This is a genomic window from Escherichia sp. MOD1-EC6162 (assembly GCF_002965125.1).
Taxonomy (GTDB): domain Bacteria; phylum Pseudomonadota; class Gammaproteobacteria; order Enterobacterales; family Enterobacteriaceae; genus Escherichia; species Escherichia marmotae.
Genome location: NZ_PTSB01000004.1, coordinates 82,237 through 107,732, shown reverse-complemented (window position 1 = coordinate 107,732; position 25,496 = coordinate 82,237). Strand labels below are relative to the sequence as shown.

Sequence of the window (25,496 nt, the reverse complement as noted above, 5' to 3'; positions counted from 1 at the left end):
TTCACCCCGCCCGATGATGGCAGCAGCCGGAGAGATTTTCGATAATCGGGCAATCGGCGCTGTCATCGCCGGGGCAGGCGTTTGCCAGCGCCAGCAACTGGTCGCGCATGGCTTGCAATTCCTCAATATGCCGTTCGATCTCCGCCACTTTCTCCAGCGTGCGCCGTTTTACGTCGGCGCTGTGTCGCTGCGGATCGTTAAACAGGTTCACCAGCTCTCCGCTCTCTTCCAGGTTAAAGCCCACCTGGCGCGCCTGGCGCAGTAACGTCAGTTCGTTGAGATGTTGCTGCGTGTAGGTGCGATAGCCGTTTTCGCTGCGCATTGGCGGTGTCACCAATCCCTTCTCTTCATAGAAGCGGATGGCTTTGCTGGTCAGGCCGGTAATTTTTGCCACATCGCTAATGTTCATCGTTCGCGCAACGCCTCCTGTGCTTTGTTAAAGGGTTTCAACAGATAATCCAGCACGCTCTTCTTGCCCGTGCGGATATCTACTGTCGCGACCATACCTGGGAATATCGGAAACTGTTGTTTATGTTTATTTTCCAGATGGTTGCTGAAGGTGCGAATGTACACCCGATAGTAATAAACATCGCGCCGCACTTCATCCTGAATGGTGTCCGGTGAGATCACCGCCACTTCTCCTGGCAAGCCGCCGTAGATGGAGTAATCGTAAGCGGTTATTTTCACCAGCGATTTTTGCCCCGGATGGATAAATGCCACATCGCGCGGGGAGATTTTTGCCTCAATCAGCAGTTGCTCATCCAGCGGCACGATAGTCATCAGTTTACCACCGGGGGCGATGACGCCGCCAACTGTGGTAACGTCAATGTCCTGGACAATGCCACGTACCGGCGCGGTAAAGTTGAGCCTGGTGAGAGAATCTTCCCGCCCACGGATCACCGAGCGCTGGGTTTCCACTTCCGCATTGGCTTTTGCTAACTCTTCCCGCGCCTGAACGTAATACTGTGTACGCACGTCGTTAAGTTTATTTTCCAGTTCATTAGCCTGGCGCTGTAAACGCAGCACTTCCACGTTGCTCGCCGCCCCTTGTTTCACCAGCGGCTGGGTCATTGCCAGTTCACGATTGACCAGACTAATCCCTTGCGTCAGTCCGGTGGTGGCTTTGCTTAACCCTTCACGGCGGGTGTTGTATAACGCCGTTTCGGATTCGATAAGTTCGGGAAATTTATTCAGTTCGTCAGGGAACACCAGCGGTTTATTGCTGACTTCCGCCCGCAACCGCGCCGAGGTTGCCAGCGCTGCGTACAGCCGCGACATCGCTTCCTGTACGTCGGATTCAGTTTTGGTGCGGTTAAGCTGCGCCAGTGGCTGACCCTGTTCGACAATATCGCCCACCTTCACGTCGAGATGATACAAAATGCCGCCTTCCAGCGACTGCACCACCTGTTCGCGCCCGGAAGGTTCTACGGTGCCGCTGCCGGTAGTCACTTCATCAAGCTGGAAATACCACGCCCAGCCGAGAAAACAGAGCAGCATCACTGCGGTAACGCGAACTGCCAGCGCCGATCGCGGCAGATGCGGTTCATTAAGGCCACGGTTGTATTGCATTTGTCCGTTCATGCGGCAGACCCCTTATTCTTCTCCTGTAACACCACGCGTCGCGCCGTGGGTTCGCCCTGCTCACGCAAAATGGCCTCTTTCGCACCGTCCATGACAATCCGCCCCTGATCCATCACGATTATCCTGTCCACCAGTTGCAGCATCGCCGTGCGGTGAGTGGCGATGACCAGCGTGCGATGGCCAATCCACTGTTTCAGTTGTTCGATTAAGTGCGCTTCCGCCATTTCATCCAGCGAGGCGCTGGGTTCGTCGAGCAGGACAATATTGGGTTGAGAGATGAGGAGCCGCGCCAGCAGCAGCGTTTGCCGCTGACCGCCAGAAAGGCCAAATCCCCCTTCCTGAATCATGTAGTTGAGTCCGTTTTTCTGCTTCTGCACAAAAGGCAGCGCCCCGCTGAGGATTAACGCGCGTTCGATATCTTCATCGCTGGCCTCTGGCATCCCCATGGTGAGGTTTTCCCGCAGCGAGCCGAAGAACAGTCGCCCGGTCTGGCTGAGTAGCCCCATGTCGCGACGCAAATCCGCCGGATCAAGCTGCCCGATGCTGATGTTATCCAGCAGCACCTGCCCCTGCTGGGCGATACGCATTCCGGCGAGCATTTGCAGCAGCGTCGATTTACCCGCGCCGTTGCGCCCGAGAATGGCGATTTTCTCTCCGGCCTGAATGTTGAGTTTGCCGATTGCCACATCGGCAATCTTCTCTTCTTCGTCGTAATAAAACACCGCGTTGCTGAACTGATAATTACCGTGCAGCACCGCTTTATGCACCAGTTTGCCGTGTTCCGGCTGATCCACCGGGCGCTTCATCAGTTCATCGAGGCCGTTACGCGCCACTTTCGCCTGCTGCCAGCGCGACAGCACGCCGGAAATCTGCGACAGCGGCGCAATGGTGCGCGAAGCCAGGATCGTCGTCCCGACCAGTGCGCCGGTGGTCATGTCGCCGTTCATCACCATAAAGCAGCCCACCAACAGCACCACCACGTAAACGATGGACTGCACTTCCTGAGTCCAGGTAAGCAGCAACCCGGTGAGAAAGCGTTGCTTCATGCTGATGGACGAGGCCACGTCGTTGGTGTGGTTCCACTGATTCTGGAAACGCTGTTCGGCGCGCAACAGTTTAATGTCTTCAATCGACTGCACGGCTTCCACCAGCGTCGCGTTGCGTACCGCCGATTCGCGCATCCCTTCGTTCGCCAGCCGCGCTAACGGGCGTTGTACCAGCAGGCCGGGGATCACCAGCAACGGCAGCGCCAACAAAACCACCAGCACCAGCCAGCCGCCAATCATCCACAGAATAAAGACAAACAGCAGGAAGAACGGCAGGTCTGCCACCGCGCCGATGGTGGTGGAAGTAATAAGCTCCCGCACCGATTCCAGTTCACGGATCTGCGAGATAAACGAGCCGGTGGATTTCGAACGCACGTTATTTTTCAGCCGTAATGCGTGGCCAAAAACGCGATCCGAAATACGCAGATCCGCCCGCTTGCCAATCACATCGGAAAGATGTGTGCGCACCATGCGCATACAAAACTCAAACAGGATCGCCATCATCACCCCGGCGAACAGCACCCATAGCGTCGGGTACGACTGCGCCGGAACCACGCGGTCGTAAACCTGCATCGAGAAAATCATCGCCGCCAGCGCCAGCACGTTCGCCACCAGTGACGCCAGCATAATATCGCCGTAGCGCCGCCAGTCTTTCAGCGACAGATTCCAGAACCAGTTCGCCTGATACGGGCGAATATAGTCATCTACCCGCGCATCAGGGATGGCACTGAGCGGGCGAAGTAACGCCAGTTCGACGATGTTGTCTTCGATATCCGCGACGTTAAGCGTGGTTTCCAGCCCTTCGTCACCGCTGAACTGAACGCTGATATTGTCGTGATTGTCGCGGCGGGTGATCACGCCAATCTGCTGATTATCAAATACCGCGATCAACGGCAACCGCCACGGGTTAAGCGAATCGGCGGAGAACTCGACCAGCCGCAGCCCCATTCCCAACTGCCGCGCCATGTCGGTGAGTAACTCCTCCCGCTTACTGTCGCGCTCCCAGTTGACGGTTGCACGCACGTTCTCCTGAGAAAAATCGAGCCGATAATAGCGCGCCACGGCGATCATCGCCTCCAGCCAGGCTTCCACGGACTGGGCATTTTTTTTCATTATCTACACCACCATCAACTGATGATTCGCCAGCAAAGTGGCGAGGTCGGTATGCACGCCCGTCAGCGTGACCACGTTAGTTGCCGCAAAAGTGCCGCCCGTGCCGTCGCGGTCGATCTGCACGATGGTGTCGCTGCCGCTCTGGGTAACTTTGACAAAATCACTGATGTTTCCGGCCTGCGCATCCAGCGTTGCCACGCCGTTGACGTAGCTGGCTTTGCCGTTTCCGGTGTAGCCGCTGCCCTGCAACAGTTCACGGATATCAATGCGATCGGTGTCGGCGGTGCCTTCCCATGTCCCTACCGTAAAACCATTCACCACGTCCGAGCCGTTGCCGCCAGTGGCGTCGCTGGCGTTGAGCAGTTTATAGAGCAAGGTGTCGTGACCGCCGTTGCCGATGTTGAGCGTGTCGTTACCGCCGCGCCCTTCCAGTTGGTTATCGCCGCTGCTGCCCGTCAGGGTGTCGTTAAAGTTGGAGCCGGAAATGCCTTCGATATTGGTAAATGTCGAGGTGTTAAAGCCGGTCGCCTGGGCAGTGGTGGTGCTTAAGTTGGCGGTGATCCCCACTGTGGAGAGGCGGAAATCGACCACGTCCATCCCGCCGTTCGCCAGCCAGGTTCCGGTGCCGGAGCTGTACACCCAGCCGCCGGAACCGTCGTAGGTGTCGGTACCTGCGGTAGCGAAGAAGGTATCGTTATAGCCGGTACCAACGAACTTACCGTTGTTGCTCGCCGTGCCTGCTTCGGCGCTGAGATCGTAAGCGTGGGTAGCATCAGTGGCATGTAAACCGCCCCAACTGGTATTCACCGTCTGGTCGATATTGCTGGCAGTGGTGCCGGTGGATTTGATCAGCACCGCGTTGTAAGTTTCCCCGGCATTCAGCCCGTAGAAATTGACCAGCGCCGAGGTGTCGTTAACCCCCATCCCCGACTGCGGGTTGATGATTTGCGTGGCGACCAGCACTCCCGCCGAGTTGTAGAGTTTTACGGTATTACCGTAATAGACGTTAATGCCGTTGGGATCGGTGATGCGCAGGTGCAGCGAAGTGCCGTAGCTCACCGTGTTGGTGTTACGGATCAGGAACACACTGCCCGACTGTTTGGTCACCAGCACATCAACCGCGCCGTCCCAGTCGTAATCCATCGCCGCCACGCCGCTGGTGATGCCGCTCTGGCTACCGCCGAGGGTAGATTGTGTCCAGTTACTGGCATTACTGACGTTAGTATAGAGATACGACTGCCCGGTCTGAGCGATACGCGCAATATCCATTAACCCGTCATGATCCCAGTCCACTGCCACGCTGAACTGGCTGGCATAGGTTGTACCCGTTGCCCCCACCGCCACCGGATTCCCCAACACGCCGTTGGTATTGAATAACAGCGAGCCGTAGTTAGCTCTTCCCTGGCTGGCGGGCAGGAACAGATCCATATCGCCGTCACCATCGAAATCTGCCCAGGTCATGGACACAGACGTCGAGTTGCCGCCGCTGCCTGCAACGCTGAGGAAGGTGTTGATGGTGTTCTGCCCCCAGACAAACGTGCCGTTGCCCTGGCTGATGAGTGAGGACAACGTGTAGTAGTTATTCAGGTTGAAGGTATGCTGAACGAGGTCAATCCTGCCGTCATTATTAAGATCGACGCCGGAACCTTCGTTAAGGGAAAGATAGCCGTTTACTACCCCGCCGACCGTGGCGCTCCCTCCGTTGTTGGCGGTGGTGGAGTTCCCTACCAGAGTGCCTGCGTTATTCCACAGGAAGGTATTAGAGTCCGGCCCGCCTGCGTCGCCAATCCAGAAATCGAGATAGCCGTCACCCTCTTTATCAAACGCCACAATCGAGCCATACCACGTCAGCGTGCCAACGTTCACCTGAATCGCGCTGGAAAAGGTGCCGTCGCCGTTATTGGTAAAGCCGTTGATATAGCCCGTACCGTAGTCATCGCGGGTAATAAACAGATCGCCCGTGCCGTTGCGGTCGTAATCGGCAATGGAACTGGTGGCGTAGTTGTTGCCGCTTTGCACCAGCGTCAGTGCGGTCTTCGACCAGGTGAGCGGATCGGTTGATTGCATAATTTGCTGGTTCGCCAGCACCGTCCACATCCCGTGGTTGTCGAGGCCGTAGGTCAGCCCCCAAGCGGTCGTTTTATTGGCGGTCGTCCAGGCAGGCGTGTAATCAATCGCCGCGTTGACCGTCACCGTGCCGTTGCTGACGTTAGCGGTGTTGCCGTTGCCCGCCGAGCTTTTCACCTGCGCGGTGACGTTATAAGCGGTTGCGGACGCTGCCAGTGCATCGGTATCCGGCAGTTGCACATACCAGGTATTGTGTGCCGGGTCGACTACCACCGCACCGCCCGGCTGCGAGGTGTAGGTTTTGCCGTTGATCACCACTTCGACGTACTGTCCACTGGCAAGCGCAGCGGTGATTACGCCGCTGATAATCGGCGTGGTGTCACGCGTGGTTTGGTTGGTGATTTGCGCCAGCGTGGTCGGAATAGAGGTATCCACCGTCAGAACAAAATCACTGGAGGAGGTGATATTCCCTGCCAGATCCACCACTCGCGCACTGTAGGTGTACGCGCCACTGACCAGACCGCTGTCGCTGTAAGTCCAGTTCAGTGCGCCGACCATCGTCACCGCGCCTAACAGCAGGCCATTGCGGTAGAGATAAACCACTTCGCCGCTGGCCAGCGGGCCGGAGAGCACGCCGTTCAGCAGCGGCGTGGTGTCGTCGGTGGCCTGCGAACTGCTTAACGTCCCCTGACGCTGCCCGACATCATCGGTATACGACACAATAGTCGGCGTGGCGGTGGGGTTAATCGTATCGACCACCACCGTTTTCGACACCACCGAGCCGGTATTCCCCGCCAGATCCAGCACCCGCACCTGATAAACGTAGCTGCCATCGGTCAGCGTGCGGCTGTCGGTGTAAGTCCACTGCGTGCCGTTGGTGGTGAGCGTGGTCCAGGTCGCGCCGCCGTCGAGGCTAATCTGCGCCACTTCGCCGCTGGCAAGCCCCGCCCCCAGCGAACCGGTCAGCGTGAGCGTGGTATCACTGGTGATAAAGTCGGTGGCCGAACTCCCCGTGTCGGTGCTGATGCTGGCGATGGTCAACACCTGCGCCGGATTAACGGTGTCGATCTGCGCCGTCTGGCTGCCCGTTGCGCCGACGTTGCCTGCCAGATCGACCACCCGCACCTGCCAGGTGGTGGTGCCGTTGGTCAGCGTGCGCCCGTCAACGTAACTCCAGTTAAGGCCGTCTGCGGCAACGATCACGTTCACCCAGGTTGCGCCGTTGTCGGTGCTGATTTGCGCGAACTCGTTAGCACCGAGCGCCGCGCCCAGTACGCCGCGCACGGTAAGCGTGGTGTCGCTGGTAATAAAATCGCTGCTGCTGGCTCCGGTGTCATCGCTGATGCCGGTAATGGTGATGCTTTTTGCCGCTTCCGGGCTGGTGGTGTCAACCACCACGTTTTGCGTCGCGGTCTGCCCGACGTTCCCCGCCAGATCCACCACCCGCACCGTGTAGTTCCAGGTGCCGTCGGTCAGTGTGCGACCATCGGCATAGCTCCAGTTGGTGCCGATAACGGTTAAAGTGGCCCAGGTAACGCCGCCGTCGAGGCTGATTTGCGCCCGTTCATCGGCGGCAAGCGTTGCGCCGAGCGTCCCGCGCACGGTCAGTGTGGTGTCGCGGGTAACAAAATCGCTGCTGCTTAAACCGGTGTCATCGCTAATGCCCGCAATGGTGATGGTTTTGCTCGCCAGCGGCGCGCTGGTGTCCACGGTGACTATCTGGCTGGCGGTCGCGCCGATATTTCCGGCGGTGTCGATAACCCGCACCTGGTAGTTGTAGTTGCCGTCGGTCAGCGTGCGCCCGTCAAGGTACGTCCAGGTCAAACCGCTTACCGACAGGTTCTGCCAGGTGGTGCCGCCGTCGATGCTGATTTGTGCGAACTCACCGGCAGAAAGCGTCGCCCCCAGCGTGCCGCTCACCGCAAGCGTCGTGTCGCTGGTGACAAAATCGTTAGTGATCAGGCCGGTATCGGTGGTGATCGCACTAATGGCGATGGTTTTCACCGCTGGATCTGGCGCGATGGTATCGATCACCACGTTCTGGCTGTCGGTCGCGCCGACATTGCCCGCCGCATCAATGACCCGCACCTGATAGAGATAGTTACCATCGGTCAGCGTGCGGCTGTCGTTGTAGCGCCAGGTCGTGCCGGTCACGGTGAGCGTGCTCCAGGTTACCCCGCCGTCGATACTGATTTGCGCCGTCTCGTTACTGGCAAGCGCAGCGGTCAGCGAGCCGTTGACCACCACCGGGCTGACGCTGGTGATAAAGTCGCTGGCGCTAAGGCCGGTGTCGGCTTGCAGGGAATCGATATTAATGGCCATCGCCGGAGCGCTGAGATCAACGGTAATGGTGTGATTGTTGCTGCCAGTGTTGCCAATGGCGTTGCTCACCGAGGCGTTAATCACGTAGGCGTTGCCATCTGCCAGCGCGGTGACATCGGCGCTGCCGAGGGTGTAGCTCCAGCTACCACCGGTCTGCACCGTGGTGGTGTAGGTTTTGCCGTTTAAAGTCAGGGTCAGCGTCTGACCGACCGGCGCGGTGGTGGTGCCGCTGATCACCAGCGATGAGCCGTGTTCCGCCGCATTCACCACATCATCACCCGCGAAAGTGTTGATGGTGACCGTGGGGACGTCGCCGTTCAACGTGACGCCACGGCTGGCGCTGCCGGAGTTTCCGGCCTGATCGCTGACCGTCGCGCTGACGGTGTAGCTGCCGTCGCTTAATCCGACAAACTGCTGAGCCGGAATAAATACCGACCAGCTTCCTCCGCTACCAACCGTTGCGGTCCAGGTTTGCCCGTTAAAAGTGACAGTCACCGTCTGACCGACTTCGGCGGTGGTGGTGCCGCTGATGGTTTGTCCTGCAAGCTGCTCGGCGTTGTTGATAATATCGTCGCCCGCCACCGTGGCGATGGTGATCGTCGGCGCAACGGTGTCGACAGTCAGTGCGTGCGTGATCTGTCCGGGGTTACCGGCGCGGTCGTTCACGCTGGCGGTAATGGTCTGTGCGCCCTGCCCAAGTGTTGCCAGATCTGCCGCTGGCACGTTCAGCGCCCAAGTGCCATTGGCGGCAACCGTGGCGGTGTAGGTTTTACCGCCAAAGGTCACGGTGACCGTCTGCCCCACTTCCGCGCTGGTCGAGCCGTTAAGGGTTAACGGCTGCTGCTGTTCAGCGGCGTTGAGTCGGTCGTCCGTCGAAACGGTATTAATGCTGATCACCGGCGCGGTGAGATCTACCGCCACGCTGCGCGAAGCCGTAGCGCTGTTTCCGGCGCTGTCCTGGGCGGAGGCACTGACCGTGTAGCTGGTGCCATCGGCTAGTGCGGCGACGTCTGCCGCAGGCACATTCACGCTCCAGCTCCCGTTGCTTTGAATGGTGGCGCTATAACCTTTGCCGTTAAGCAACACGGTGACTACGGTGCCAGTGGCAAAGTTCGTTCCGGTGCCACTCAGGGTCAGCGCACTGCCTGCTTCGGCGGCGTTAATGAGGTTATCGCCGCTGATGGTACTGACCGAAAGTGACACCGCCGCCGTATTCACCTGCACGTTGTGCGTCTGGGTGCTGCTGTTGCCTGCGCTGTCGGTGATGGTGGCGCTGATGGTTACCGTGCCGTCCGCAAGGCCGGAAATCACGCTGGCAGGCACGCCGACGCTCCAGTTGCCACTGGCATCGGTGCTGGTGACATACTGCTGCCCGGCGATGGTCACCACCAGGCGGTCGCCCGCTACCGCGCCCGTAGCGGTGCCGCTGATAATCTGCGCCTGAGTGTGTTCAACGTTGTTAATCACATCATCGCCCGCCACGGTATTAAAGCTAATCACCGGCGCGGTGGTATCGACGGTTACGCCTTTGCTGGCGCTGCCAGGATTACCCGCCAGATCGCTGGCCGTGGCAGTCAGGGTGTAACCATTATTAGCAAGCGTGGTTAAGGCGCTGGCAGGCAGCGTTAAGCTCCAGCTACCATCCGCCTGCACCGTGGTCTGGTAGGTAGTGCCGTTAAGCGTGACGGTCAACGTTTGCCCCGCTTCCGCCGTACTGGTGCCGGAAACCGTTACGCCCGCCGCCGCTTCGCTGGCATTGATGATGTTATCGCTGGCAATGGTGTTGATGGTCACCGTTGGCACGGCGCTATCGACGCTGTATTCATGCGTTGCCGTGGCGCTGTTGCCGTTGACGTTAGTCACCCGCACCAGGGCGCTGGCATCGCCATCACGCAGAGCCGCCATATCCGCGGCCGGAACGGTGGTGCTCCAGCTACCGTTTGCCGCCACCGTGGCGCTGTAAGTTTTGCCGCCAAAGGTAACGGTAACGATTTGCCCCGCTTCGACGCCGGAGGTGCTGCCGGAGAGCGTTAACGCCGCGCCTTTTTCGGCGGCGTTAATCACATCATCGCTGGTGATGGCGTTAATGCTGATGGCAACGGCGGTGAGATCAACGGTGACCGGATGGGTAATGCTGGTCTGGGTTCCGGCACTGTTCGCGCCGCTAACGCTAATGTTCAGCGCTCCCGCAGGCCAGTTGCTGACATCCGCCGCCGGAACGCCGACGCTCCAGTTGCCGTTCGCCAGCACCGTTGTAGCGTAAGTTTGATTATTAATCACCACCGTCAGCGCCGTGCCTGCGGCAAAGCCGGAGCTGCTGCCGGAAATCACCTGCGCCTGACCATGTTCGATGATATTGACCACATCATCGCCTGCAACGGTGTCGACTCGCAGACCTGGCAGACTGGCGTCAATGGTGATATCGCGCGTGCCGCTGCCGGTGTTGCCAACAGCGTTGGTGACCGAGGCGTTAACGGTTAACTCACCGTTACCCAGCGCCTGCCAGTCGGCGGCAGGCACGCTCACGTTCCAGCTTAAATCTGGCTGGACGGTGACGCTGTAGGTTTTGCCGCCCAGCGTAACGGTGACGGTGCTGCCCGCCGCCGCACCGGTTACCTGGCCGCTGATAGTTTGTGCACTGCCTGCTTCAGCGGCGTTGATAATGTCGTCCGTTGCCACCGGATTAATGGTTACGCCCGGCAGCGCGGTATTGACCTGCACGTTATGGCTGGCGGTGCTGCTGTTGCCCTGGGCGTTGGTGACGCTCGCCGTGACGCTGTAGGTGGCTTCGCCCAGCGCACTGACCGCCGAGGCGGGCACGGTAACGCTCCAGTTGCCGGAGGCATCGGTGGTGGCGCTGTAGTTTTGTCCATTCAGCGTAACGGTGATCGCCGTGCCCGCAGGTTGATCGCTGGTGCCGGAAAGCGCCAGATTCGATCCTTTTTCAGTGGCGTTGATCACGTCATCGCCCGCGATGGTGTTGATGCCAATCACTGGCGCGCTGAGGCTGACGGTCACGGTGCGACTGGCGTCGTCGCTGTTGCCCGCCCGATCGCTGACGCTGGCGGTGATGGTCTGTGCACCGCTACCCAGCGCCGTCACATCCGCCGCCGGTACACCGACGCTCCAGTTACCGGAGGCGTCCAGCGTGGTGGTATACGTTTTGCCGTTGAGCACAACGCTCACCACGTCGCCCGCTTCTCCGCCAGTGCTGGTGCCGGAAATCACCAGCGCCTGCGCGTGTTCAGCATCGTTGATGATGTCATCGCCCGCCACGGTGTTAATGGTGAGAACCGGCGCGGTGGTGTCTACCGCCAGATTATGGCTGGCGTTACCGGGGTTGCCCGCTTTGTCGTTGACCGTGGCGCTGACGGTGTAATTGCTTGCGGTCAGCGCGCCTAAGGCTGAAGTAGGGACGCTGACGCTCCAGCTACCGTCCGCCTGTACATTCCCGGTGTAGGTTGCGCCGTTGAGGGTGACGGTGACCGTCTGCCCGGTTTCGGCGGTGCTGGTGCCGCTGAGGGTGAGCGGGCTTCCCGCCTCCGTGGCGTTAAGGATATCGTCGCTGGCGATGGTGTTAATGGTGAGCGTCGGCGCGCTGGCATCAACACTGTACGCATGGGTTGCCGAGGCGTTATTGCCACTCGCGCTGCTCACGCTGGCCTGCACGTTCGCCGCGCCGTCTGGCAGGGTTGTAAGATCTGCCGCCGGAACAGTTACGCTCCAGCTCCCGTTAGCGGCGACGCTTGCGGTGTAAGTTTTGCCGCCAAAGGTGACGGTAACGGTTTGCCCGCTTGCAATCCCGCTGGTGCTGCCGGAAAGGGTCAGGTCGGTGCCTTTTTCGGCGGCGTTAATCACATCATCGCTGGCAACGGTGTTGATGCTGATAGCTACCGCCGTTAAATCGACGGTGAACGGATGGCTGACGTTGACCGGATTTCCGGCGCTGCTCTGGCCGACGACTTCAACGGTTAACGGCCCCGCAGGCCAGGTGCTGACGTTCGCCGCCGGAATGCCTACGCTCCAGCTACCGTCCGCCTGTACCGTGGCGGCATAGGCCACGCCGTTGATGGTGACCGTCAGCGCTGCGCCGGTATTCAGGCCGCTACTGCCGCCGGTGATCACCAGCGCCTGCCCGTGTTCGATGCTGTTGACGATATCATCGCCCGCCACGGTATCGACGCGCAACCCCGGTAGATTGGCATCAATGGTGATATCCCGCGTGCCGCTGCCGGTGTTGCCACTGGCGTTGGTGACCGAAGCGTTAATGGTCAAATCGCCATTGCCCAGTGCCTGGAGATCGGCTGCCGGAACGCTGACGCTCCAGCTTAAATCGGCCTGAACTTGTGCAGTATAAGTATTGCCACCCAGCGTGACAGTAACCGTATCGCCTGCGGCGGCGCGGGTCACCGCCCCACTGATAGTTTGATCGGCGCCCGCTTCAGCGGCGTTGATAATATCGTCGCCCGCCACGGTGTTGATGGTGACGCCCGGCAGGCCGCTGTCGACCAGTAAATTTGCCTGGCTGCTGACCGTGTTGCCCACTGCACTGGTGGCGCTGGCGCTGACGGTATAGTTGGCCTGACCTAAGGCTGCCAGATCGCTCGCCGGTACGGTTAACGTCCAGTTGCCTGCTGCGTCGGTGGTGGCACTGTAGTTATGACCGTTAAGCGTGACGGTCACCTGTGCGCCGGTCGCCAGCCCGGAGCTGCTGCCGCTGATGGTCAACGGCTGGCCTTTTTCATCGGCGTTCAAAACGTTATCGCCGCTGATGGCGTTAAAGGTAATTGATGGCAGACCGGTATTGACCGTCACCTGATGGGTGGCGCTGCCGCTGTTTCCGGCGGCATCGGTGACACTGGCGTTAATGGTGACCGTACCATTCGCCAGCGCCGAGACGACGCTTGCCGGTACGCCGACGCTCCAGTTACCGCTGGCATCCAGCACCGTGGTAAAGGTATTTGTGCCGATAGTCACCGTCACGGTGCTACCGGTTGCCGCGCCAGTGGCGGAGCCGCTGATAATCTGCGCCTGGGCGTGTTCTGTGGCATTGATGACATCATCGCCCGCTACAGTGTTGATGGTGACGAGCGGAACGGAAGTATCAACGGTCAGATTGTGGTTAACGGAGGCCGGGTTTCCGGCTTTGTCGCTCACCGCCGCGCTGACGGTGTAGTTACTGGCGGTCAGGGCGCTTAACGCTGCTGGCGGCACGCTGACGCTCCAGCTACCGTCCGTTTGTACCGTGCCGGTATAATTTGCGCCATTGAGCGTGACGGTCACCGTTTGCCCCACTTCCGCCGTACTGCTGCCGGTGATGGTCAGCGCCGTACCGGCTTCGGCGGCATTAAGAATATCGTCGCCCGCAATAGTGTTGATGGTCACCGTTGGCGCGCTGGCATCGACGCTGTAAGCGTGGGTAGTGGTGGCGCTGTTGCCGTTAACGTTGCTGACGCTGGCCTGCGCGCTGGCATCGCCATCACGCAGGGCGGCCATATCCGCCGCCGGAACCGTGGTACTCCACGAACCATTCGCAGCCACCGTGGCGCTGTAGGTTTTGCCGCCAAAGGTGACGGTGACCGTTTGCCCGGCTTCCACGCCGGACGTGCTGCCGGAGAGCGTTAACGCCGCGCCTTTTTCGGCGGCGTTAATCACATCATCGGCGGTAATGGCGTTGATGCTGACGGCAATCGCCGTGAGATCGACGGTGACCGGATGCGTGACGCTGACCGGATTTCCGGCAGTGGTGCTACCGCTCGCCGTAATCGTGACCGTCCCCGCAGGCCAGGCGCTGACATCCGCCGCCGGAACACCGACGCTCCATGAACCATCGGCTAAAACCGTTGCGCTATAGGTCTGGTTATTAATCGAAACCGTGAGTACCGCACCCGCAGCCAGACCGGAACTGCTGCCGGTAATCACCAGCGCCTGCCCGTGCTCGATGATATTAACCACATCATCGCCCGCGACAGTATCGACCCGCAGACCGGGGAGATTCGCATCTATGGTGATTTCACGCGTGCCGTTACCGGTATTGCCTACGCTGTTCGTCACCGTGGCTGAAATGGTCAGCTCGCCGTTGCCCAATGCCTGTAAAGCGGCTGCCGGAATATTAATACTCCAGCTTAAATTCGCCTGCACCGTGGCGGTGTAAGTCGCTCCGCCGAGCGTGACGGTCACGGTGTCGCCCGCCGCCGCGCCCGTCACCTGACCGCTGATGGTTTGATCTGCCCCGGCTTCGGCGGCGTTAATAATATCGTCCGTTGCCACAACGTTAATGGTGACGCCTGGCAGCGCGGTATTGACCTGTACGTTATGGCTGGCGGAACCGCTGTTGCCATCAACATCGGTTGCGGTGGCGGTCACCGTATAAGTCGCTTCACCAAGCGAACCCACCGCAGACGCCGGAACGGTCACGCTCCAGTTCCCGGAAGAATCGGCTGTGGTGGTGTAATTTTGCCCATTGAACGTGACGGTTACCTGCGTGCCCGCAGGCTGGTTGCTGGTGCCGGAAATCGCCAGATCCGCGCCTTTCTCCGTGGCGTTGATAATGTCGTCGACGGCAATCGTGTTAATGCCGAGCACCGGCGTGCCAAGCGCCACGTTGACGATGTGCGAAGCCGTGCCGCTGTTGCCTGCGGAGTCGGTGACCGTGGTGGTAATGGTTACATCGCCCTGCGCCAGTGCGGAAATTACGCTGGCAGGCACGCCGATGCTCCAGTTGCCGTTGGCGTCCAGCACGGTGGTGTAGGTGGTCGTGCCAATCGTCACGGAAACCGTGTTACCGGTGGTCGCGCCCGTTGCCGAGCCGCTGATAACCTGTGCCTGGGCGTGTTCTGTGGCATTAATCACGTCATCGCCCGCCACCGTGTTGATGGTGACAACCGGAGCGGCAAGATCCACCGTCAGGTTATGCGTTGCCGAGGCCGGGTTGCCTGCTTTGTCGCTAACCGATGCACTGACCGTATACGAATTGGCGGTGAGGTTAACTAAATCGCCAGTCGGTACGCTGACGCTCCAGCTACCGTCTGCCTGTACATTGCCGCTGTAATCGACGCCGTTTAGCGTCACGGTCACCGTCTGCCCGGCTTCTGCCGTACTGGTGCCGCTGATAGTCAGCGCCGATCCCGCTTCAGCGGCGTTAAGAATATCGTCCGTGGCGATGGTATTGATGGTGACAGAGGGCGCGGTGGCATCGACACTATAAACATGCGTTGCCTGGGCGTTGTTACCAGCTACGTTGCTGACGCTGGCTTGTACGTTTGCTGCGCCATCTGGCAAGGTTGCGAGATCCGCCGCCGGAACTGTCAAGCCCCAGCTACCGCCCGTTGCCACGGTGGTGGTGTAGCTTTTGCCGCCGAAAATAACGGTAATGGTCTGCCCCGCTTCCACGCCGGAGGTGGTGCCGGAGAGCTGCAAATCACTGCCTTTTTCGGCGGCGTTAATCACATCGTCGCCGGAAAGTATATTGATGGTGATAGCGACGGCGGCGAGATCGACGGTGACCGGATGGCTAATGCTGGTTGTCGTTCCGGCGGTGTTGGTGCCTGTAACCGTAATATCGACCGTCCCCGCAGGCCAGTTAGCGACATCCCCAACCGGAACGCCCACGCTCCAGGTGCCGTCGGCTAATACCGTTGCGCCGTAGGTGACGCCGTTGATTTCCACTGTCAGTGGCGTTCCCGCCGCCAGTCCGGTGCTGCTGCCGGTGACCACCAGTGCCTGACCGTGTTCGATAATATTAACCACATCATCGCCTGCCACGGTATCGACGCGCAGACCAGGCAGGTTAGCGTCTATCACAATGTCGTGCGTTGCGGTGCCGGTATTGCCTGTGGTGTTGGTCACCGAGGCGCTGATGGTCAGTTCACCGTTGCCCAGCGCCTGCAAATCTGCCGCCGGTACGCTGACGCTCCAGCTTAAATCTGGCTGCACGGTGGCAGTGTATTGGTTGCCACCAAGCGTGACCGTCACCGTATTCCCCGCTTCTGCCGTTCCCGTTACCTGCCCGCTGATGGTCTGGTTAACGGCGATTTCAGCGGCGTTGATAATGTCATCGCCTGCTACGGTATTAATGATCACCCCAGGCAGCAGCGATTCGACATTCACCGTATGCGTTGTGCTGCCGCTGTTGCCCGCGCTGTCGGTGGCGGTGGCGCTAATCGAATAAACCGCCTCGCCCAGCGCACCGACCGCCGAAGCTGGCACGGTAACGCTCCAGTTACCGGAACCATCGGTGGTGGCGCTGTACGCCAGGCCGTTCAACATCACAGTGACCGTGGTGCCGGTCGCCAGACCGCTGGAGCCGCCGCTGATGATCAGATTCTGGGTTTTCTCGGTATTGTTAATGATGTCATCGCCGGAGACGGTGTTGATGGTCAGCGTCGGGCCACTGAGATCAACGGTCACATCGTGAGTCGTGCTGTCGCTGTTGCCCGCGCGATCGCTCAGGCTGGCGGTGATAGTCTGGCTGCCGGTGGCCAGCGCCGTGACATCTGCCGCCGGAATGCCGACGCTCCAGTTACCGGAGGCGTCCAGCGTGGTGGTGTAGTTTTTACCGTTCAGGTTAACCGTGACCACATCGCCCGCCGCCGCGCCCGTGCTGGTTCCGCTGACGACCAGCGCCTGCCCGTGTTCGATGGCGTTGATGATGTCATCGCCCGCAACGGTGTTAATGGTGAGATCAGGTGCGGTAACGTCTACCGCCAGCGCATGGTCGGCACTTGCCGGGTTACCCGCTTTGTCGCTCACGGTCGCAGTCACGGTATAACTGCTGGCGGTTAATCCGCTTAAGTCCGTTGCCGGAACGTTCACGCTCCAGGTGCCATCGGCCTGGACAGTGGTCTGGTAAGTATTGTTATTGAGCGTGACGGTCAGCGTCTGCCCGGCCTGCGCCGTGGTGGTGCCACTGATGGTGATACCCGCGCCCGCTTCGCTCACGTTGAGAATATCGTCGCTGGCGATGGTATTGATGGTCACAAGCGGTGCGGTGGCATCGACGCTGTACGCGCGATCGGCCTGGGCGCTGTTGCCGTTAATGTTGCTGACGCTCGCCTGCACGTTGCCCGCACCGTCGGGCAGTGAAGCGAGATCGGCAGGCGGCACATTCACCGTCCAGCTACCGTTGGCTTCCACGGTGGTGGTGTAATTTTTGCCGCCAAAGGTCACGGTCACCGTTTGCCCGGCTTCCACGCCGCTGGTGCTGCCGCTTACGACCAGCGTTTCGCCTTTTTCGACAGCGTTGATCACATCATCGCCGGAAAGGGTGTTAATGGTGATGGCAACCGCCGCCAGATCGACGGTGACCGGATGGGTAATGGTGGAGGTTGTTCCGGCGCTGTTGGTGCCGCTTACCGTAATATCCACCGTACCCGCAGGCCAGTTGCTGACATCCGCCGCCGGAACGCCGAGGCTCCATGTGCCGTCTGCTAACACCGTCGCGCCATAGGTGACGCTATTAATCACGACCGTTAACGCCGTTCCCGCCGTCAGCCCGGTGCTGCTACCGGTTACCACCAGCGCCTGATTGTGCTCAATGCTGTTTATGACGTCATCGCCCGCCACCGTATCGACGCGTAAGCCAGGCAGATTGGCATCGATAGTGATGTCTCGCGAACCGCTGCCGGTGTTGCCGACGCCGTTAGTCACCGAGGCGTTTACGGTGATAGAACCGTTGCCGATGGCCTGAATATCTGCCGCCGGAACGCTGACACTCCAGCTTAAATTAGCCTGCACCGTGGCGGTGTAGGTGTTGCCGCCCAGCGTCACGGTGACCGTATTGCCCGCCGCTGCGCCCGTCACCTGACCGCTGATGGTTTGCGCGTTACCGGATTCAGCAGCGTTAATAATATCGTCGGTCGCCACCGCGTTAATGGTGACAGCAGGCAAGGCGCTGTTGACCAGCACGCTATGGCTGGCGGAGTTGCTGTTGCCTGCCGTATCGGTGACGTTCGCGGTTACTGTGTAGTTAGCTTCACCCAGCGCGCTAACCGCTGATGCTGGCACCGTGGCGCTCCAGTTACCATTGCTATCTGTGGTGGCAGTGTAATTTTGCCCGTTCAGCGTCACCGTAATTGTGGTGCCAGCAGGCTGATTACTGGTACCGGTGATTTGCAGATCCGCGCCTTTTTCCGTGGCGTTAATCACGTCATCCGTAGCAATGGTGTTGATGCCAATGGTTGGCGAGGTCAGATTCACGGTAACCGTGCGGCTGGCGTCATCGATGTTGCCTGCCGCGTCGGTAATGGTCGCGGTGATGGTTTGCGCACCGCTGCCCAGCGCAGTGACATCTGCCGCCGGAACGCCGACGCTCCAGTTGCCGGAAGCGTCCAGCGTCGTGGTGTAGGTTTTACTGTTTAACGTGACGGTGATGACATCGCCCGCTTCCCCGCCGGTGCTGGAACCGGAGATCACCAGCGCCTGTCCGTGTTCGGAGGCGTTAATAATGTCATCGCCGGAGACGGTGTTGATCGTTAATACCGGAACAGTGAGATCCACCGCCAGACCGTGAATTGCGGTCGCCGGGTTACCCGCCTTGTCGTTTACCGAGGCGCTGACGGTGTACGGGCTGGCGGTCAGATTGCTGAGATCTGTTGTCGGTACGCTGACGCTCCAGCTTCCGTCCGCCTGAACGGTGCCGGTATAGCTGACGCCATTAAGCGTGACGGTTACCGTCTGACCCGCTTCGGCGCTACTGGTGCCGTTGATGGTTAACGGATTGCCCGCCTCAGCGGCGTTAAGAATATCGTCGGTGGCAATGGTATTGATGGAAAGCGTGGGTGCCGTGGCATCGACGCTGTAGGCGTGGGTTGCCGAAGCCGTGTTGCCGTTAACGTTGCTGACGCTGGCCTGCACCGTAGCGTCACCGTCGCGTAACGCGTTGAGATCGGCGGCGGGTACGCTGGTTGTCCAGCTACCATCGCCCGCTACAGTGGCGGTATAAGTTTTGCCGCCAAAGGTGACGGTGACGGTTTGCCCCGCTTCCACGCCGGAGGTGCTGCCAGAAAGGGTTAAATCTGCCCCTTTTTCAGCAGCGTTAATCACATCGTCGCCGGAAACGGTGTTAATGGAAATCGCCACCGCCGCCAGATCGACGGTGACCGGATGGGTGATGGTGACCGGGTTTCCGGCACTACTGGCGCCTGAAACCGTAATATTCACCGTCCCCGCAGGCCAGTTGCCCACATCTGCCGCCGGAACACCGACGCTCCACGTGCCATCGGCTAATACTGTCGCAGCGTAAGTGACCGTGTTAATCACCACCGTCAGCGCCGCGCCCGCAGCCAGCCCGCTGCTGCTACCGGTTATCACCAGCGCCTGAGCGTGCTCGATGCTATTGACCACATCATCGCCCGCCACGGTATCGACGCGCAGACCAGGCAAATTGGCGTCGATAGTAATATCTCGCGAACCGCTGCCGGTATTGCCCACGCTGTTGGTCACCGAGGCGTTAACCGTCAGGTCGCCATTACCGATGGCCTGAATATCCGCTGCCGGAACGTCCACGCTCCAGCTTAAATTGCCCTGCACGGTGGCGGTATAGGTTTTCCCGCCAAGCGTTACGGTGACGGTATCGCCCGCCGCTGCGCCCGTCACCTGGCCGCTGATAGTCTGGGCGGAACCCGATTCCGTCGCGTTAATAATATCGTCGGTCGCCACCGGATTAAGGGTGACGCCAGGCAGCGCGGTATTGACCTGCACATTATGACTGGCGGAATTGCTGTTACCCGCGCTGTCGGTGACGTTCGCCGTCACCGTGTAGCTGGCTTCGCCCAGCGCGCCGACAGCAGAGGCTGGCACTGTGGTACTCCAGTTGCCTGCGGCGTCTGTCGTCGCGGTGTAATTTTGCCCGTTAAGCGTCAGCGTAATTGTGGTGCCTGCGGGCTGATTACTGGTGCCAGATATTTGCAGATCCGCGCCTTTTTCGCTGGCGTTAATGACGTCATCGGTGGCGATGGTGTTAATGCCAATAGTCGGCGCGGTAAGGTTAACGGTAACCGTGTGCGTCTCGCTGTCGCTGTTGCCTGCCGCATCGGTAACGCTCGCCGTTACGGTCTGTGAACCGCTGCCCAGCGCGGTGACGTCCGCCGCCGGAACGCCGACGCTCCAGTTGCCGGAGGCATCAAGCGTCGTGGTGTAGGTTTTACTGTTTAGCGTAACGGTGACGACATCCCCCGCTTCTCCACCGGTGCTGGAACCAGAAATCACCAGCGCCTGCCCGTGTTCGGCGGCGTTAATAATGTCATCGTCGGCAATGGTGTTGATGGTAAGTACCGGAACGGTGAGATCCACCGCCAGATTATGCGTGGTGCTCGCCGGGTTGCCCGCTTTGTCATTGACCGTCGCCGTCAGGGTATGGCTGCCATCCGTCAACGCTGCGAGATCTGCCGCCGGAATATTGATGCTCCAGGTGCCATCGGCCTGTACCGTTGCCTGATATGTCTGCACGGTTGGGCTATTGAGCGTTACCGTAACAATCTGCCCCGCTTCGGCGGTGGTACTACCGCTCACCGTCACGCCCGCATCGGCTTCGCTGCCATTGACGATATTGTCGCTGGCAACGGTATTAATAATGATGGTTGGCGCACTGCTGTCGACGCTGTAGTTATGCACCGCCGAGGCGCTATTGCCGTTGACGTTGCTGACGCTGGCCTGCACGGTGGCGGCACCATCAGTTAATGACGCTAAATCAGCGGCGGGTACGGTGGCAGTCCAGCTACCATCGCTCGCCACGCTGGCAGTGTAATTTTTCCCGCCAAAGGTCACGGTGACCGTTTGTCCGGCTTCTACGTTAGTGGTGGTGCCGGAAAGGGTTAAATCAGCGCCTTTTTCTGCGGCATTAATCACGTCGTCCGTGGCGATGGTGTTGATAGAAATAGCCGCCGGAGTGAGATCGACCGTCACTGGATGAGTGATGCTCACCGGATTTCCGGCACTACTTTCCCCGGACACGGCAACCGTCACCGTCCCCGCAGGCCAGGCGCTAACCTGCGCCGCCGTGACGCCCACGCTCCAGCTACCATCGGCCTGCACCGCAGTGGTGTATTCCACATTATTAATCGTGACGGTAAGCGGCGTGCCTTCTGCCAGCCCCGAGCTGCTGCCGGTGATGACCAGCGCCTGCCCGTGTTCGATGATATTGACCACATCATCACCCGCCACCGTATCGACCCGTAGACCAGGCAGATTGGCGTCAACGGTGATATCCCGCGTACCGCTGCCGGTGTTGCCGTTTTCATTGGTGACTGAGGCGCTCACCGTCAAATCACCATTACCCAGCGCCTGGATATCCGCCGCCGGAACGCTCACGCTCCAGCTTAATCCAGGCTGTACGGTGGTGGTGTAGGTATTGCCACCCAGCGTAACGGTTACCGTGTCGCCAACGGCAGCTCCAGTCACCTGCCCGCTGATGGTTTGCGCTACGCCCGCTTCGGCGGCGTTAATGATATCGTCGGTTGCTACCGGATTAATGGTCACGCCGGGCAGCGCGCTGTCGACCAGGAGGTTATGGCTGGCGGTGGCGCTATTGCCGATACCGCTGGTCACCGCTGCTGTCACCGTATAGTTGGCCTGGCCTAATGCGGTTACCGCCGATGCCGGAACCGTCACGCTCCAGTTGCCGGAGGCGTCGGTCGTCGCCGTATAATTTTGCCCGTTCAATGTCACGGTGATGGCGGTATTAACAGGCTGATCGCTGGTGCCGGTAATTTGAACATCGGCTCCTTTTTCGCTGGCGTTAATCACATCGTCGCCAGCAATGGTGTTAATACCAATCACCGGCGCGGCGGTATCGACCGTGACGGTCAGTGACTGGCTGCCCGTGTTTCCGGCTTTGTCGGTTACCGAGACGCTGACAGGATAACTGCCGTCCGCCAGCCCACTGACCACCGAGGCCGGAACGCCCAGACTCCAGTTGCCGGAAGCATCCACCACCGTGGTGTAATTCTCATTATTCAGCGTCACGGTGACGATATCGCCCGCCTGTGCGCCAGTGACCGTGCCGCTGATGATTTGCGCCTGGGTGTGTTCCGGCGTGTTGATGACGTTGTCGGTCGCCACCGGATTAATGGTCACCACCGGCGGCGTGGCATCCACCAGTGCCACGCGTGAAACGCTGGTCGGGTTACCGGCGACATCGTTCACGCTGGCGGTGACCATGGCGTTGCCGTCAGCCAGCGCGTCAACGTTGGCGGCGGGAACGGTCACACTCCAGGTGCCGTCTGACTGCACGGTGCCCTGATAGGTCAGCCCATTCAGCGTGACCGTTACCGTCTGCCCTGGCTGGGCGTCGGTGGTGCCAGTGATAGACAAATCTTGTCCGCTTTCAGTGGCATTAATGATGTTATCGGCGGTCAGCGAATCGATGCTTAAGGCCGGAGCCTGGCTATCGACGGTAATCGTGCGGGAGGTGTCGCCGGTGTTACCGCTGGTATTAGTGACAGTTGCGGTGATTTCCGTTGCGCCATCTGACAGGCTACTGACTGTACTGGCGGGTACGGTCAGGCTCCAGGAACCGTCGTTCTGTACTGTGGTCGTCAGGGTTTGCCCGGCGAATTTCACCACCACAGTTTGCCCGGCCTCGACGCCCTGGGTGGTGCCAGTCAGCGTCAGCGGCGAGCCTTTTTCTGCGGCGTTGATAATGTCATCGCCGGAAACGATGTTGATAGCGATCGCCACTTCACCCGCATCAACAAGCACGTTGTGGTCGATAGAGACCGGGTTACCTGCCGGGTCTGTTGCACTGGCCGTCACGACGACCGTGCCTGCACTGAGCGCCTGCAAGTCCGCAGCCGGAACGCCCACCTGCCAGTTGCCGTTGCTGTCGGTCACGCCTTGATACGTTTCGTTGCCGAGCGTTACCGTCACGGTGGTGCCCGCGGGAAGATGACTACTGCTACCAGAAATAACCAGATCTTGCTGCTGTTCGAGGGCGTTAATAACGTCATCGCCGGAAATAGTATTGATACGCAGACCCGGCAGCGTGGCGCTGATGGTGATATCACGTTCACCATTACCGGTGTTGCCGTGTCCGTTCGTCACAGAGGCGTTGATTGTTAATGCGCCATCGCCCAGCGCCTGTAAATCAGCCGCCGGAACGTTCACACTCCAGGTGAGGTTGCTCCCCACCGTCGCCGTGTACGTATTGCCACCCAGCTCAATGGTTACAGTATCGCCCTGCACTGCGCCCACTACGCGCCCGCTCAGGGTTTGATCTGCCGCCGCTTCGGCATTGTTCACCACGTTGTCGCCCGCAAAGGTGTTGATAATCACCTGCGGCAGCACCGTATCGACCAGTAAGTTGCTTTGCGCGGTTCCCGTATTGCCGGTCACATCCGTGGCGCTGGCGGTAACAATATAGTTGGTGTTTGCCAGGTTCAGGACATCGCTTACTGGCACGCTCAATGACCACACGCCGCCGTTAACCTGCGCACTATAAGTGACATTATTCAGCGTCACGTTAACCGTGCCGCCATCGGGCAAATTGCTGGTCCCGCTTAACGTTAGCGGCTGCTGAGACTCCAGCGCATTCAGTACGTTATCACCGCTGATGGGATCTATCGCCACCTGCGGCGCGACGCCCGCCAGGGTGATGTTATGAGTCGCTGTACCGGTATTTCCGGCAGCATCGGTAACCGTGACAATAAGGTCGTTAGGCCCACGCGCCAGCGTGCGGGTTACCGCTGGATCCAGAGCGACATTCCAGGTGCCGTCTGCCAGCACCACACCGGTCAGAACCGTGGCACCTAATTTGACGGTGACCGTGTCGCCAGGTGAAGCCCCACTGACCCGCCCGGAAATAATCTGTGCCACAATCTGTTCAGCGGTGTTAAGAACATCGTCACCCGCAACGGTGTTAACGCTGACCACAGGCGCACTGGTGTCTACCGTGAAATTTGCGCTGTTGCTGGTGGCGTTTCCTGCCCGGTCGCTGACGCTGGCATTTACGGCGTAGTTACCCTCCGTCAGTGCCTGCACTTCTGCGGCAGGCAGCGTCACCTGCCATGTGCCGTCGCTACCGACGATTGCTGTATGGCTTTTACCGTTTACTGTCAGGGTAACGGTTTGTCCAGCTTCAGCATTCGATGTACCACTTAACACCAGCGCGGCGTTATGTTCCGCGGCGCTGACAATGTTGTCCTGAGCGATAGCATTGATGGCAAGCGTCGGCGGCTGGGTATCGACTGTTAATAGTTGCGCACCAGTGACCGTATTGCCCGTGGCATCTTTACCACTAACCAGTACTGCCTGGTTCCCTTCAGCTAACGCCTGCGCATCGGCAGTCGGCACCTGCACGCTCCACGCGCCGTTAGCCCCGACGGTAGTCGTGTAAGTTTTGCCGTTAAGCGTGACGGTGAGTTCTGTTCCCTGTGCCAGATGGCTACTGCTGCCAGAAAGTGTAAATCCGCCAGCCTGCTCGCTGGCGTTAATAATGTTATCGCCTGCGGTGGTAGCAACCTGTACGGCGGCCTGACTGTTGTCGATAGTTAACGTTATCGAACCGGCATCGGTGATGGTGTTGCCGACAATTTGCACGACTGACCAGGTATGTTCACCGGCACTTTGTGTAGGTAAAGAAACGCTCCAGTGCCCGTTGCTGTCTACCTGTGTACTGGCGATGGTGTTGCCGTTGCTGTCTTTGATCTGGATGGTCGCCCCCGCCTGTCCGCTGCCGCTAAAGGTTGGCGTGGTGTCATCGGTGATGTCATTGGTAGCGAGAATGCCGCGCTGGTCGCCCTGATTATCGGTCACTAAAAATGACGGGGTAGCATTGCCTGGTTCGGCTGGCGGTGGGTTATTAACCACTTCAGTTTTCGAATCACCACCACCACCACTTGCCAGCAAAGCGCCAAGCGCGCCGCCACCTACCGCTGCACCCGCTAACCATCCCCACGGGAAGGTGCTCGTCTGAGCAACGGTATCAAGAAATGGTGCAATACTTTCAATGGCTGCAGTATGGGCTACCAGCTCCACAGGGGCTAAACCACCCGCAGCAGTATCAGCAAAAGTGACATGTGTAAGCTGTTGTCCATCGGCAAAGACCAGCTCCGATTGTTCAGTTGAATTAGCCGCTTGCAAAAAATAGCCATTGCAGCGGACAACCGTACCATCCTGCATATAAATCAGCAGGTCATTTCCTTCGCGAACATAACGTGCGACGGCAGATGCCTGAGCATGAACCTGCACCACAGATGGCTCATAAATAACAACCGTGACGTCGCCCGGATTAATCAGCGTTTGTTTGACGGATGTTTTACGCGAAATAACATCAATAATCAGGCTCATAATGGCATTCCTGATAAATGGCGCACATCCTTAGCGAGTCCATTTATCTTAATAAGACAAAGGGTTACTCTAAATAATTCAAGT

Annotated in this window: 4 protein-coding genes; all 4 read right to left on the bottom strand. The window is 59.3% G+C overall.

What is annotated here, in order from left to right:
- Position 1 precedes the first annotated feature (1 nt).
- From cueR to siiEA, 4 genes are read right to left on the bottom strand one after another with little or no spacing between them, the layout of a single operon-like run.
- On the bottom strand, positions 2-409 hold the full coding sequence (gene cueR / locus A9587_RS05235; RefSeq protein ID WP_001026744.1) for a Cu(I)-responsive transcriptional regulator: 408 nt from the start codon (positions 407-409) through the stop codon (positions 2-4).
- Positions 406-1,581 carry an HlyD family type I secretion periplasmic adaptor subunit gene (locus A9587_RS05230; RefSeq protein ID WP_001014334.1) on the bottom strand — a complete coding sequence of 392 codons (1,176 nt, stop codon included), beginning with the start codon at positions 1,579-1,581 and terminating at the stop codon, positions 406-408. The genes cueR and A9587_RS05230 overlap by 4 nt, the downstream gene beginning before the upstream one ends.
- On the bottom strand, positions 1,578-3,740 hold the full coding sequence (locus A9587_RS05225; RefSeq protein ID WP_105263325.1) for a type I secretion system permease/ATPase: 2,163 nt from the start codon (positions 3,738-3,740) through the stop codon (positions 1,578-1,580). Before A9587_RS05225 ends, A9587_RS05230 begins: the two co-directional genes overlap by 4 nt.
- Positions 3,741-3,743: 3 nt before the next feature.
- The gene (siiEA, locus tag A9587_RS05220) at positions 3,744-25,412 is read right to left on the bottom strand and encodes a BapA-related adhesin SiiEA (RefSeq protein WP_105263326.1); all 21,669 of its coding nucleotides are present in this window, start codon (positions 25,410-25,412) and stop codon (positions 3,744-3,746) included.
- Positions 25,413-25,496 lie beyond the last annotated feature (84 nt).